The sequence below is a fragment of the Sporolactobacillus nakayamae genome (genome assembly GCF_900113325.1).
GTDB lineage: Bacteria > Bacillota > Bacilli > Bacillales > Sporolactobacillaceae > Sporolactobacillus > Sporolactobacillus nakayamae.
The window spans coordinates 362951-377883 of the sequence record NZ_FOOY01000003.1 but is presented as its reverse complement, the minus strand read 5'-3'; the positions used below and the strand labels follow the sequence as shown (position 1 = coordinate 377883).

The 14933-nt window shown below is 45.3% G+C and carries 12 protein-coding genes and 1 pseudogene; all 13 read left to right on the top strand.

The window, feature by feature from the left end; genetic code table 11:
- Positions 1–11: 11 nt before the first annotated feature.
- Positions 12–1070: an aspartate-semialdehyde dehydrogenase gene (gene asd, locus BM003_RS01825; protein ID WP_093669466.1), complete on the top strand. Its 1059-nt coding sequence runs from the start codon at positions 12–14 to the stop codon at positions 1068–1070.
- Between the two features lie 91 nt (positions 1071–1161).
- Entirely contained in the window at positions 1162–2409 is a 1248-nt protein-coding gene (gene dapG, locus BM003_RS01820; RefSeq protein WP_093669464.1) for an aspartate kinase, read from the top strand.
- Between the two features lie 5 nt (positions 2410–2414).
- On the top strand, positions 2415–3314 hold the full coding sequence (gene dapA / locus BM003_RS01815) for a 4-hydroxy-tetrahydrodipicolinate synthase (protein WP_093669462.1): 900 nt from the start codon (positions 2415–2417) through the stop codon (positions 3312–3314).
- A 76-nt stretch (positions 3315–3390) separates the two neighbouring features.
- Positions 3391–4032: a pyroglutamyl-peptidase I gene (pcp, locus tag BM003_RS01810; RefSeq protein WP_093669460.1), complete on the top strand. Its 642-nt coding sequence runs from the start codon at positions 3391–3393 to the stop codon at positions 4030–4032.
- Positions 4033–4171: 139 nt separating this feature from the next.
- Positions 4172–5839 carry a ribonuclease J gene (locus BM003_RS01805; RefSeq protein WP_093669458.1) on the top strand — a complete coding sequence of 556 codons (1668 nt, stop codon included), beginning with the start codon at positions 4172–4174 and terminating at the stop codon, positions 5837–5839.
- A 272-nt stretch (positions 5840–6111) separates the two neighbouring features.
- Entirely contained in the window at positions 6112–8421 is a 2310-nt protein-coding gene (locus BM003_RS01800) for a DNA translocase FtsK (protein ID WP_093669456.1), read from the top strand.
- A 29-nt stretch (positions 8422–8450) separates the two neighbouring features.
- Positions 8451–9179, top strand: coding sequence for an elongation factor P 5-aminopentanone reductase (gene ymfI, locus BM003_RS01795; protein WP_093669454.1), 729 nt, complete (start codon positions 8451–8453; stop codon positions 9177–9179).
- Between the two features lie 136 nt (positions 9180–9315).
- Positions 9316–9516 (top strand): annotated as a pseudogene (locus BM003_RS18185) (DUF3243 family protein); the annotation flags it as partial.
- 209 nt (positions 9517–9725) lie between these two features.
- Entirely contained in the window at positions 9726–10508 is a 783-nt protein-coding gene (locus BM003_RS01785; protein WP_093669704.1) for a DUF3388 domain-containing protein, read from the top strand.
- A gap of 15 nt (positions 10509–10523) precedes the next feature.
- Positions 10524–11402, top strand: coding sequence for a helix-turn-helix domain-containing protein (locus tag BM003_RS01780; RefSeq protein ID WP_093669450.1), 879 nt, complete (start codon positions 10524–10526; stop codon positions 11400–11402).
- 122 nt (positions 11403–11524) lie between these two features.
- Entirely contained in the window at positions 11525–12103 is a 579-nt protein-coding gene (gene pgsA, locus BM003_RS01775) for a CDP-diacylglycerol--glycerol-3-phosphate 3-phosphatidyltransferase (protein ID WP_093669448.1), read from the top strand.
- An 85-nt stretch (positions 12104–12188) separates the two neighbouring features.
- Positions 12189–13436 carry a competence/damage-inducible protein A gene (locus BM003_RS01770; RefSeq protein WP_093669446.1) on the top strand — a complete coding sequence of 416 codons (1248 nt, stop codon included), beginning with the start codon at positions 12189–12191 and terminating at the stop codon, positions 13434–13436.
- 92 nt (positions 13437–13528) lie between these two features.
- Positions 13529–14578 (top strand): recombinase RecA, encoded by a 1050-nt coding sequence (gene recA, locus BM003_RS01765; protein ID WP_093669444.1) that lies wholly within the window; start codon positions 13529–13531, stop codon positions 14576–14578.
- Positions 14579–14933 lie beyond the last annotated feature (355 nt).

Below are 14933 nucleotides of genomic sequence, written 5' to 3'. Positions count from 1 at the left end.
ATAGAGGAGAGATGGTTTTGCTTAAATCAGAAGGTTTAAATGTAGCAGTCGTCGGTGTCACTGGCGCTGTTGGTACGCGAATGCTTAAAATGCTCGAAAGTTCACCATTGCCGGTTAAATCTCTTTTTCCGCTTGCTTCGGTGCGATCCGCCGGGAAAAAGGTACTATTTTGCGGTAAAGAATGGACGATTGAAGAAGCGAAGCCTGAATCATTTGAGCATATAGATATTGCTTTGTTCAGCGCAGGGGGCTCGGTTTCGAAACAGCTTGCGCCAGAAGCAGCAAAACGAGGCGCGATTGTTATCGACAATACGAGCGCGTTTCGTATGGATAAAGATGTGCCGCTTGTTGTGCCTGAAGTTAATGAACAAGCGCTATTCAAACATCATGGCATTATTGCCAATCCGAACTGCTCGACCATTCAAATGGTCGCAGCCTTGGAACCAATTCGAAAGGCTTATGGTTTAACCCGAATTATTGTTTCCACCTATCAGGCGGTCTCCGGCGCGGGCGCTAAAGCGATCGCGGAACTTGAAAGTCAGTCTAAGGCAGTGCTTGACGGAGAGACCCCGGAAGTTGCGATTATGCCGGTTAAAGGCGACAAAAAGCATTACCAGATGGCATTTAACGCAATTCCACAGATTGATTTGTTTCAACCAAATGATTATACTTTTGAAGAAATGAAAATGATAAATGAGACAAAAAAGATTATGGACGATCAGGAGATCAAAGTGTCTGCGACTTGCGTACGAGTGCCGGTAAGTATTAGCCACGGTGAGTCCGTATACATTGAAATCGACAAAACAGACGTTGCATCGGCTGATTTGAAACATTTGCTCGCCGATGCACCAGGTGTTATTTTGGAAGACGATCCTGCAAATCAAGTCTACCCAATGCCGGCTAGCGCTACCGGAAAAAAAGAAGTTTTTGTTGGGCGTATTCGGCGTGATCCGGATGTAGCAAACGGGTTCCATATGTGGATTGTTTCGGACAATTTACTAAAAGGTGCCGCATGGAATTCAGTACAAATTGCGGAAAGCCTTCTTAAGCTTGGTTTGGTAAAGGTCTGACCACTAGTAACAGCTCCAATTGCTTTTCTGAATGGTCTGCTGGCGGGTCTTGTTTCATGGCGATCTCCCTTATTTGAAAGGGTGGAAGAATTTGAAAATCATTGTACAAAAGTTTGGCGGTACTTCTGTCCAAACGAAAGAGATGAGAGAACGCGCGGTTCATCATGTCGCGCGAGCAGTTGAAAAAGGTTACAAAGTTGTTGTTGTCGTTTCCGCCATGGGACGCTCGGGTGATCCTTATGCGACCGATACGCTGCTTGGACTTGTTGGCCGAGGAGCGACTTCCGCCCGTGAAAAAGACATTTTGATGTCTTGCGGCGAAACCATATCAATGATTGTTTTTTCAAACTTACTGAAGCAGGCAGGCATTCATTCGGAAGCAATGACAGGTGCCCAGGCCGGTTTTCGAACAAATACTGCGTTCAATGAGGCGAAAATCATTGAAATGAAGGTCACGCCACTCTTGAGACGACTGGAAACATGTGATGCGGTTGTTGTTGCCGGTTTTCAGGGCAGGACTGCAGATGGCGAGATCACAACACTTGGGCGTGGCGGCAGTGACACCTCGGCTGCGGCACTTGGCGCGGCTGTCGATGCTGAATGGATCGATATTTTCACGGATGTCAACGGCGTGATGACTGCCGATCCACGAATTGTCAGCGACGCGCGCAGATTGTCCGTGCTTACCTACAATGAAGTTTGTAATCTCGCTTATCAGGGTGCGAAAGTGATCCATCCGCGTGCGGTAGAAATCGCCATGACATCGAAAATACCGATTCATATCCGGTCGACGATGTCCGATGGTCTTGGAACACTCGTCACAACGATGAATCGCTCAGGCAGAGGACAGGATCTTATCGAGCGCCCGGTTACGGGAATAACTTATGTACGCGATGTCACACAAATCCGTGTGCGCGCAGGTAAAAATGAATTTGGTTTACAGTCAAAAGTGTTCAAAGCGATGGCCGAAAAGGGCATTAGCGTTGATCTGATTAATATTAGCCCAAATGGTGTCGTATACACGGTTAGTGAGCAAGCGACTGAAGGAGCTGTGAACATACTGAAACAGAAAGGCTATTTGCCTGAAGTTCAGATTGGATGCGCAAAAGTTTCTGCGGTTGGGGCAGGTATGGCGGGTGTTCCCGGTGTCGCTTCGAAAATTGTCAATGCATTGACAGAAGAGGGCATTCAGATTTTACAATCCTCTGACTCTCACAACACCATTTGGGTTCTGGTTGAGCAGAAAAAAATGAATGAAGCGGTAAATGCGCTTCATAAAGCCTTTCATCTTGAGGCAGAACAAGAAGAATCAACTTTGAAACATCCTAAACAGGAGTGAAAAATATGGACTTTGGACGATTATTGACTGCTATGGTCACACCTTTTGATGAAAATGGAAAAGTAAGTTTAGATCGAACAACGGATCTCTTAGAGCATTTAATAAAAACGGGTTCGGACGGCGTCGTTGTCGCAGGAACCACTGGGGAATCCCCCACATTATCGCAAGAAGAAAAATTAGCCTTGTTTGAGCATGTGGTTCGCGTTGTTGACGGACGGATTAAAGTTATTGTTGGAACAGGCGGCAACAATACTAATCTATCAGTCGCATTCTCGAAGGAAGCGGCAAAGCTGGGTGTCGATGCAGTCATGGCGGTCGCTCCTTATTACAATAAACCGAATCAGGCAGGATTGTACGCGCATTACAAAGCGATTGCTGAAAATATTGCCATTCCTTTAATTGTCTATAACATTCCTAGTCGTTCAAAAGTAAACATCTCGGCAGACACGATTATTCGACTTTCGAAAATCGACAACATCGTCGCAGTTAAAGAGGCAAGCGGTGACCTTGATCAAATGGCAGCCATCATCAGCGGTACGAGCGATGACTTCCATCTCTATAGTGGCGATGACGGTTTAACATTACCGATTTTAGCCATTGGTGGTCATGGTGTCATCTCGGTTTCATCGCATGTCATCGCACCTGAGATGAAACGAATGATGGATGACTTCGATAAAGGACGAAATAGTGAAGCCGCTCAGCAACACCAAAGGATGCTTCCGTTTATGCGGGAATTGTTCGCAGCGCCGAGCCCCGCACCAGTGAAAGCGCTTCTTAATGAATTGGGCATTTCAGTAGGAAGCGTTCGCCTTCCAATGGTCGATCTTACGAAACAGGAGCTTGCGTCTTTAATTAACATTTATCAGTCGTTTAAAGAAAGTAAGGACTTGAGGGTAAGTAAATAAATCAGAGAAAAGGTGAATCAGAGCGCTGTTGCTTTCAATTCACCTTTTTATTTTCATAACTGGAGGAATCGGAGAGATGAGAGTATTATTAAGCGGCTTCGCGCCATTCGGGGGAAGTGAGCTAAATCCTTCTTGGGAAGCGGTAAGACGCCTAGATGGCATTCAGGCTACTGACACAGTTGAGCTTTTCGCAACGAAGCTTCCGGTTTCATACAGAGAGGCGGCTGACCGGCTCTTCGCATCAGCACGCGTGATTTGTCCTGACGTCATTATTGCAGTTGGACAAGCCGGTGGCCGCAAGGCAATTACTCCAGAACTTTACGCGACAAATATGAGCGATTCGGAAAATGCGGATAATGAAGGAGTTGTTCTCAGCGGACAGCGGATTTTAGAGGATGGTCCGCAACACTATGGATCGAGCTTACCAGTCCATGACATTGTAGTTTCGCTTACAGAATTGGGCATACCTGCCGAGCTGTCGGAGAATGCGGGATCTTTTGTCTGCAACCATGTTTTCTATAAATTGATGCATGAGCTGCAAAAGTCAGGAAAACCGATAGTCGGCGGTTTTATTCATGTTCCTTTTTTACCGGAACAGATTACAGTTGACGACGCGCCGAGCTTGGACATTGATTTGCTGACAGAGGCGATCAGGCGAACCGCAATTATTTCAGCAAACGCTTTTTCGCAAATAAACGACCTTAGCAAGTCCATCTGACTCATTCTAAGTAATTGAACCTGTTGCAAAAAGAACGATTAGAAAAATTGTACTTTGCGATAGGGATTGGGTATAATAAAATCAATGATTAGTTCGGGTCAATAGCGATGACTGCTCAACTTAATAGGAGGAATGCCCATTGACACATGCTAAGAAAGACAGCGTGAAAATTTATGCAATGGGCGGCGTTGGCGAAATTGGGAATAATATGACAGTCATTGAAGTAAATCATGACATTTATATTATTGATGCGGGATTAATGCATCCACATGAAGACATGCTTGGAGTTGACACGGTAATTCCCGATGTTTCCTATCTGGTTGAAAGGCGTGATCAGATTCAAGGTTTGTTTCTGACACATGGCCATCAGGCGAACATCGGCGGTCTGCCTTATCTAATGAAAGAGCTAAAGGTTCCGATTTATGGAACCCGGTTGACGCTTGCACTTGTGTGGGAGAGTCTCCGAAAAGTGGGTGTAAGTCTCCCAAAAGATTTATTTAATACGATCAATCCAGACAAGCGTTTGAAAGTGGGACAATGTATGATTGACTGCTTCAGAACCTATCATAGTGTTCCTGACGCTGTCGGCTTTGCCATTCAAACTGCGCAAGGATATATTGTTCATACTGGAGATTACAAATTCGATTTCACACCGGTCGGAGGAATCCGAACAGATGTCAGCAAAATTTCGGGATTCGGAGATCGAGGAGTTCTATGCTTGCTTTCCGACAGCAAACACGCAGAGATCCCTGGCAAAGCGGCTTCCGATTCACTAGTTGGCGATCGCTTCAACCATATTCTCTACTCTGCGGAAGGACGAGTGATCGTTGCGATTCATGCAACCAACATTCACCGCATTCAGCAATTTTTCAATGCATGCGCGATTCATAATCGCAAGGTTGCATTAGACGGAAAATATTTGGAGCGGGTCGTTTCAATTGCTGCTAGAGAAGGATTTCTTGACATTCCCCAAGACATGTTAATTAATTGGGAAAAATCACTCAAGCATCCGAAAGAGGAACTTGCGATTTTGACAAGTGGTCCGGACGGAGATCCATTGACACCATTGTCGAATATTGCCAATCACTTGCATAAGAAGCTGAGACTTAAGGAGCACGATCTGATTATTTATGCTGCATCTTTGACACCAAGTAATGAAAAAACAGTAACGAACGCGATTGATCAACTGATGAGTGAAGGCGCGCAAGTTGTTTTTGGTAAAGATGTTCATGTCTCGGGTCATGGTTCTGTGGAAGATATTAAATTGATGCTGCAGCTGACTCGGCCGAACTATGTGATTCCAATTGATGGTGAATTTAAGATGATGAAAGCCAATCAGGCTATTGCTGAATCAATGGGCATACCTGCAAGTCACACGTTCTTGTTAGACAAAGGCGATGTAGTCGAATTCATTAATGGAGAGGCAAGGTCGTCTGATTCAGTTCCGGCAGGGCAACTGCTTGTTGATGGGCTTGGTGTTGGCGATGTTGGAAATATTGTGTTAAGAGACCGCCGCCTGCTCTCTCAGGATGGTACAGTAATCGTCGTGGTCACTTTAGGACGCAGAACGAAAAAAATACTTGCCGGACCTGAAATCATCACCCGTGGATTTGTCTATGTGCGTGAATCAGAAGATCTTTTAGATCAAGCTAATCATATCGTTTCCGATGTGCTGTCCAAATCTTTGACACAGCACGTATCTGAGTGGTCATCGCTAAAGAGTGGAATAAGAGATTCGTTAAGTCGTTATTTTTTTGATAAAACCAAACGCCGTCCAATGATATTGCCAATTATCATGGAATTCTAAAAGCCGGGCTCTAAAGCCCCGGCTTTTTTGCACGAAAAAATCCTAGATAAAATGAGTATTTGCTGGTCGGCGATAAAAAGTGATTTTCACTAAAGACATGTACCGTCTGCATGCAACGAAACTCGGAGTACCGGTGGCTCAGCCTTTGTCTAAGCATGAATACCTATATCAGTAATGCTTTGCCAAAAACATACATTTAGAGTAAATTAAAGACAGAAAGTCTGTAGGACAAGCAAGGCTTGGATAAGAAATGAATGAGGTGCGAGGAAATTATGGCTAAGAAGAAAAGGAAGCGCACGCGCGCGAGTATTGGTTGGAAGGAGACGCTGATCTATGAGGTAGGCGGTCTCTGCATGTTTGCGCTGACCTGTATCGGGATAAGCAATTTAGGCGTTGCCGGAGAAGTTATTAAAGAAGCGGCACGGTTGTTCACCGGTGATTGGTGGGTGCTTCTCCTCCTCTACTTCCTTGTGCTCTCCGTTTATTATATTTTTTTTAGAAAACAGCCGGAATTCTTTACACGAAGACTTTCAGGAATGTATTTGCTCACATTCACATTACTTCTGGTCAGTCATGTACGTCTATTTGAGGCGTTGTCTGCAACTAATGTCTGGCAAAATCGGTCGGTAATTTTCAACACCTTTTTATTGTTCCGCGGCGAGTTGTCCGGAGCCATTCCGAGTCAGGGACTTGGCGGCGGATTGATCGGTTCGATTGGCTTTGCTTTTTTTTATTACCTCTTTTCCACAACCGGAACTTATTTTATGACAGCATTCCTTGTTCTTGTTTCCATAATCCTGATTACCGGACACTCCCTGCGTGATCTTACGCAAAAGCTGTTTGGTGGTATGTTCCGTTCAATGAAGAAAAGTGGAACGAATTGGCGAAATTCATTAAGCCAGTTTTTTAAAAGGGAGAAAAAGGAAAAGAAAAAACCTGAAACTCATCCGGAAGCAGATCCTTCTGCGGACATTGAGGAATCCATTGAATCGCATGGCCAAGAGCCGGAAATCCATGACTTTAATGAGACGTCAATGGAAGTACCTGACCCTGCGCCAATAGAGAGCAAACAGCTGTCTGCGGAGGATTATGAAGAAAGTGAAGATGCGGATGCTCCTCCTGACTTTTCACAAATTCCTGTCGAAAATGAAGACTATCAGCTGCCGCCGCTAACATTACTGCGCATGCCTGGAAAAAACGCGCAAAATACAGAACGCAGGCATATCGCTGAAAATGTCCGGACACTCGAAAGAACTTTTGAAAGCTTTGGAGTGCGCGCGACTGTTAAGGAGGTTCATCTCGGCCCGGCGGTCACGCGCTATGAAGTTTACCCTGAAGCAGGGGTGAAAGTCAGTCGTATACTCAGTCTCAGTGATGATTTGGCGCTTGCTCTTGCCGCCAAAGATATTCGTATTGAAGCGCCAATTCCGGGCAAGTCGGCCGTCGGTATCGAAGTGCCTAATCAGGAAGTCGCTATGGTTTGTCTTAGAGAAGTGTTAGAGTCAAAGAATGCGAAGCGTGCGCTGTCAAAACTGACAATAGGACTTGGACGGGACATTTCCGGAGAGCCCATTCTGGCGGATCTTAACCGAATGCCGCATTTGCTTGTTGCCGGAGCAACAGGCAGCGGCAAAAGCGTGTGTATCAATGGTATTATTATTACACTGCTCATGCGCACCAAGCCGAGCGAAGTGAAATTGTTCATGATCGATCCTAAAATGGTCGAATTAAATGTCTATAATGGAATACCACATCTTCTAACACCGGTTGTGACCGATCCGGCCAAAGCGGCTTTAGGACTTAAAAATGTGCTTGGCGAAATGGAAAGGCGTTATGAACTTTTTTCAGAGAGCGGCACACGAAATTTGGAAAGCTATAATGACGCTGTTCGAAAATTTAATCAGGATCATGAAGAGAAACAGCCACTGATGCCCTACATCGTCGTGATTATTGATGAACTTGCCGATTTAATGATGGTCGCATCAAAGGATGTTGAAGAAACCGTGACGCGACTCGCTCAAATGGCCCGCGCAGCTGGAATTCATCTGATTATAGCGACACAGCGTCCTTCTGTGGATATCATTACCGGCGTCATCAAGGCGAATATTCCATCGCGTATCGCTTTTAGTGTATCATCTATGATGGACTCGAGAACCATTCTTGATTCCGGCGGGGCGGAAAAGCTGTTGGGAAAGGGAGATATGCTCTTTCTGCCCATTGGTGCTTCGAAACCGGTGCGCATTCAAGGCGCGTTTTTGTCGGACGAGGAAGTTGAAGCTGTCGTTAATCACGTAGTTGGACAACAGAAAGCAAATTACAGGAAAGACATGATTCCTTCTGAACAACCGGAACAACCTCAAGAGAAGGTAGAAGACGATCTGTTTGACGACGCCGTGCAGCTCGTAGTCAGCATGCAGACCGCAAGTGTTTCCATGCTGCAACGAAGATTTCGGATTGGCTACACTCGAGCCGCGCGATTAATAGACGCTATGGAAGATCGGCATATTGTCGGGCCATATGAAGGAAGTAAACCGCGTTCGGTTCTTGTGCCGAAGCAGAGCGATGAAGTAAGCGGAAGATAAGGTGAGTCACTGATAACGGAGTGGAAAAGATGAAGAATATATTGGTTACCGGGGCAAGTGGAGCGATTGGCGGTGCGGCAGCACGTGCGCTTGCACAGTCAGGTGCTTCGCTTTATTTGCATTATCATTCGTCAAAAGAAGCAGCAGAACAACTTGCTTGCGAACTTAGAGAAAACTATGCAAATCAGAACTTTATTTGTGTTCATGCGGATCTCTCGGATGTAGGCGGACCGGATCAGTTGATTGAGCAGCTTCATAATCAAGTAACTGGAGTCGTATATGCCTGCGGCAACAGTGAAATCAGCCTCTTTCAAGACACAAATGCAGAGACGATCAAGAAAACCATTCAACTGCAGCTGACCAGCCCGTTTCGACTTTTGCAGCAACTGATTCAACCAATGATTCATGAGAAAAAAGGCAAGATCCTGCTTGTTTCATCAATATGGGGATTAGAAGGGGCAGCTACCGAAGTACTTTACTCTATGGTTAAAGGTGGACAGAATGCTTTTGTTAAAGCATTGGCAAAAGAGGCTGCACCAAGTGGAATCACAGTGAATGCAGTTGCTCCAGGAGCGGTGGATACACCGATGATGGATCTGTTCAGCGCTGAGGATATTCAGCTTGTGAAGAATGAAATTCCAATGGGACGAATGGCGGCGCCTGAAGAGGTTGCTTCATTAATTAATTTTCTCATGAGTTCTTCTGCCGATTACATCAGTGGTCAAGTGATCTCGATCAATGGTGCGTGGCATTGCTGAACATTTATTTGGATAGTGGTGCCCTTTTTGGAATCCTAAACAGGATCACACAAAAGGGGTGGGCACGTCATCATGGGATAACTGGAACCTTTGGACAGAACTTCTTGGTGATCGGGTCGAATAAGCAGAAAATCTTGGCACGAGTGAGGATACCATCGCGTCTTTTGCCAAGATAGTTGGTGACTATTTAGGTGAACATGTAGATCCGAAAAACGATCCGGATCGCGTGTTAATGGATCTATGGACGGCGGCAGGTAAACTTGAACATCTTGTCCTCGCACGGTTTATCAGGAAAATGCTCATTTCAGATTCCGTACGTGTATGTCAATCGATGTGATCATTAAGCGATTCGCAAAAAGAGACGTCATGTGCGTTTCTTTTTTTATTGATCGTATCGTTAAAATAGTGAAGATATGATAATATTAATAGCATAGGTATTGATTTTATGATATGTTTTTTTATTTGTGTCGTGACCTTTGAACTTGAAATGACTGTTCTGATAAGGATACCCGCAAAACACGTTAAATCGAAGGAGGAAACTTCTTGGTGTCCGACGGTAAAGAATGGTATTTGGAATACGAAATACATAAGAACAGGCCTGGATTACTCGGAGAAGTTTCCTCGCTACTCGGGACGCTCGGAATCAATATTCTTACCATCAACGGGGTTGATCACGAGCGCCGCGGGCTGCTGGTTGTCTCTCAAGACGATAAGCAAATGGAACAGTTCCTGATTGCAATTAAGAAAATGGAGACCATTTATCTGACCAAAGTCCGGCAACCGACGCTTGGAGATCGTCTGGCAGTACGCCATGGACGCTATATAGAGAGAGATACAGGAGACCGCAAAACATTCCGCTTTTCTCGTGATGAAATTGGTTTGCTTGTTGATTTTATGGCAGAGGTATTTAAAATGCCAAATCATCCCCTTCTCGGCATTCGGGGCCTCCCTAGAGTAGGTAAATCGGAGTCGATCATAGCAGCAAGTGTGTCTGCAAATAAACGCTGGCAATTTATCTCATCAACACTTTTGAAGCAAACAATCCGAACAAGACTGTCTGACGATGAACGTTCTCAAGAGCATATTTTTGTCATCGATGGAGCTGTTTCCAAGAGATCCGGCTCAGAAAGTCATTGGTCGTTGATAAGAGAACTGATGAGACTACCCGTTACCAAAGTCATCGAACATCCGGATACCTTTGTAACAGGAACAGAGTTTTCTATGAATGATTTTGATTATATTATTGAGCTTCGAAGCCATCGAGAAGAGGAAATTTCACATGGAGTTTCACCGACTCCGTATTTTTCATGGCCTTATTTTAATTCATAATGGCAGGTGTTAGGATTGAGTGAACTAGGTCAAGTGCTTAAAGAAGCTCGTGAGCAGAAAAATCTGTCTCTGGATGAACTTCAAGAGCAAACAAAAATTCAAAGACGTTATTTGAAAGCAATTGAGGACGGCGATTATGGCAAACTCCCCGGCGAATTTTATACGAGAGCGTTTATCAAGAGCTACGCCGAGACTGTGGGGTTGGATTTTAAGAGCTTGACGGAACAGTATCCGAGCGATATGCCCAAGGTTGAACGCCAACACGTCGAAACGCATGTGAAACCACCGGATGGAAGTGAGAATGAACATTCACCGAAATCACTGCGTGGACGTGCAGTGAGAGCGAAAAATTGGTCTTCATTCGTCAATAAGGCGATCGTTGTTGTTTTCATCTTAATCGCGCTGATGATTGTTTATATTTTGGTGACTCATCTCGCAGGAAACCAATCGAAGTCATCCGCGGATCAGAGCAGCAGCAATTCTGTTCAATACAAAGGGGATAGTGCTCCTCCAAGCAGTTCATCATCTAGTTCTTCGGATTCAGCGAGCAGTTCAGACTCCTCTTCCGAACAGGTACTGAAGAAGGACAAAGAAGAAGGAACGACGACTACCTATACGTTGTCTGGAACTGATAAATTTGATGTTACCGTCACAGCTAAATCCGGTTCTCCCGCTTGGTTTGCAGCACAAGACAACCAGACACATAAACAAATTGCTGAAGGTACCGTCACTACGAACGGCAAAAAGTCGTATCACTTTGATGCTGCCGACGTTCAGACACTGTATCTCAAATTCGGCAATGCACCGGGTACAGAGCTGAAGGTTAACGGGAAAACGGTCGAGCTTCCAAATGAGAACACAGTGCAGATCCTTTTAATTAATTTCAGCAAGTGAACAAACATTCTTATTGGAGCCAGCCCACTGCGGCGGCTCACTTTTTTTGATTATGCGACAGGCATACTTTGTCAGAGGTATCGTCACGTATTCTGATCATTTACTTTTAGGAGGACTTCTAAATGAATATCGCCAATAAGTTAACTGTGACTCGAATGATCATGATCCCAATCTTTTTAGTTCTGCTATTGGCCCCAATTCCTATGGGCAGTCTTGGTTCGGGAAGCTACCAGCTTCCGGTAGCGCAACTTCTCGCCGCGGTTATTTTTGTACTCGCTTCATTCACCGATTGGCTTGACGGTCAACTGGCGCGTAAGTACCACTTGGTTTCTAATTTTGGGAAATTACTTGACCCGCTTGCGGACAAACTGCTTGTCATGAGCGCGTTTGTTGCCTTTGTCGGACTGGGCAGAATGGATTCATGGCTGGTTATTCTGATTCTCGCGCGTGAATTTGCTGTAACCGGACTCCGTCTTGTCGCAGTTGAAGAAGGTGAAGTGATCGCTGCGAGTAAGATTGCCAAGTGGAAGACATTCTCCCAAATGGTCGCTATTATTCTCTTTTTGTTTAATAATGTGCCTTTTGGAGTCAACGGTTTCCCGCTGGATCAGATAGTACTTTGGATTGCCGTAATTCTTACGGTGCTTTCAGGTGCAGATTATTTCTATAAAAACCGCGAAATTGTTTTGCGTTCCAAATAAAGTTGCACCTTGCTTTGCGGGTTTCTGTGCTTGATAATAATGAGAGAATAATAGATGTGAAAACGGATGATAGGAGTTCTTGTTCATGAATGCAGAAATTATTGCCGTCGGTTCGGAGCTTTTACTTGGACAGATTGCTAATACGAATGCTCAGTTCATTTCTGAACATTTGGCCGCGCTAGGTATTGATGTTTATTTTCACACAGTATGCGGCGACAACGAAGGGCGAATGATCGATGTAATTAAGAACGCTGAAAAAAGAGCTGATCTGCTGATTTTCACAGGAGGGCTTGGACCTACCAAAGATGATCTCACAAAAGAGACTGTCGCTCATGTACTAGGAAGAAATTTGGTCACGGATCAGGAAGCGATGGAAAGTATACTTGAGTACTTCAAAGTGACCGGCCGCGAGATGACAGAGAACAATAAAAAGCAGGCGCTTGTGGTTGAGGGAAGCCATGTGCTGCCCAATCATCATGGCATGGCTCCAGGCATGATTGTGGATACAGGTCGGCATTTGTACTTGCTGATGCCCGGTGTTCCATCGGAAATGAAACCGATGTTTCTTGATTTTGCGCGTCTTTACTCAGCGAGCCGTAACGAAGAACATATTCAGTCGCGTGTACTCCGTTTCTTTGGAATCGGCGAGTCTCAGTTGGAAACCCAAATCATTGATTTGATCGACGCGCAGTCAAATCCAACGATCGCACCGCTCGCCAAAGAGAGTGAGGTCACATTAAGATTGACCGCAAAGCATGAACAGTTAGATCAAGCAGAAGCTATGCTTGATGCGATTGAAGCCAAGATTGACGCGCGTGTCGGTCAGTATTTATACGGCTACAATGAAGAGTCGCTTCCAGAAATTGTTTTTGAACTGCTGCGCGAGCAGAAAAAAACGATTGCTTTCGCTGAAAGTCTGACCGGGGGGATGGCAGCCGATTGGATGGCAGCTTTCCCAGGCGCATCGTCTATTTTGAACGGCGGTATTGTCTGCTATACGAATCAAGTGAAACATCAGGTGCTTGCTGTTCCTCAAGAGGTGCTGAAGACGGATGGGGCTGTAAGCGCGAGTTGCGCGAAGCATTTGGCTGCGTCTGTAAGAAAGCTGTGCGGATCGGATTTTGGTGTTTCATTCACAGGCGTCGCAGGCCCTGACAAAAGTGAGGGAAAGGATGTCGGAACCGTTTATATCGGTTTTTCAGATAGTAATGGATCGGAAAGCTACCGCTTCCAATTTAACGGATCACGGCAAAAGATCAGAATTCAGTCGACGAAGACAGGCTACGACATCGTGAGAAGGCATTTAAGAAATCTTCCGATTATCGGCTGTTGACAAAAACGAATAAACATTCGCAGAACACTTGTACTTATAAAGAAAAAACGGTATGATTAGGAAAAGAATGTTGAAGGAGATGAACCACAATCATGGCTGAAAAAAACGAACGAAAAGCAGCACTTGATAGTGCACTGCGTCAAATTGAGAAACAGTTTGGCAAAGGTTCAATTATGAGGTTGGGAGAAAGGCCGGAACAGCGTGTATCCACAGTATCCAGCGGTTCCTTGGCTTTAGATATAGCATTGGGCGTCGGCGGTTATCCGCGCGGACGTATCATTGAAATATACGGACCTGAATCTTCAGGTAAAACAACAGTTGCCCTTCATGCAATTGCCGAAGCACAGCAGGGCGGTGGACAAGCGGCATTTATTGACGCTGAACATGCACTTGATCCGGTTTATGCTGAGCATTTAGGTGTGAATATTGATGAGTTGCTTCTCTCTCAACCGGATACCGGGGAACAAGCACTTGAGATTGCCGAAGCGCTTGTCCGCAGCGGTGCGGTTGATATTATCGTTATTGATTCGGTAGCGGCATTAGTGCCGAAAGCGGAAATTGAAGGGGAAATGGGCGACGCACACGTCGGTCTTCAAGCGCGTTTGATGTCACAAGCGTTGAGAAAACTTTCGGGAGCGATCAGTAAATCGAAGACAACGGCTATTTTCATCAACCAAATCCGTGAAAAAGTGGGTATTATGTTTGGAAATCCCGAAGTAACCCCCGGCGGTCGTGCGCTTAAATTCTACGCTTCAGTGCGGCTTGAAGTGCGCCGCGCCGAACAATTGAAACTTGGCAATGACATTGTCGGGAACAGAGCGAGAATTAAAGTAGTTAAGAACAAGGTCGCTCCTCCGTTCAAACAAGCTGAAGTTGATATCATGTATGGGCAAGGCATTTCTCAAGAAGGTGAAATTCTTGATATCGGCGCAGATCTTGATATTGTTGAGAAAAGCGGATCATGGTATTCCTACAATAAAGAACGCTTAGGTCAAGGTCGTGAGAATTCGAAGCTATATCTGAAGGAAAACGAATCGGTGAAGGCGGAGATCAAGCAGCAAATTCGCGCGCATTATAATCTGGACGGCAGTGCAAGCGAAGAACCTGCGGCAGAAGCCGAACCGCTGCCCGAAAAAGAATGAATGCTAAAATAAACAACCTTTTTAAACTTGTGCCTTGATATGTGGGCACAAGTTTTTTTTACGGGCAAAGAAAGTGTAAGATTCTGCCTTGTAGTATACGAAAAGCGGCATTTTATCAATAAATCCGTTCGAGAGACGTCTGCGGGAGCGTCTCTGTTGATCGCGAGACAAAGAGACCCCGCAGATAATTGTTTGTTTGAGGAGGCTCCCGGTGCGCCCGCGGCAAGCGAGTAACCGAAGCGACGATTCAGCACTGAAAAGATACAAAACCATCACACATGGCTGGAGATTAAAGACCGGTCGCTCTTTGCCCGGTTTTTCTTATACTGTCATCACGTGCTTGATCATATCATGC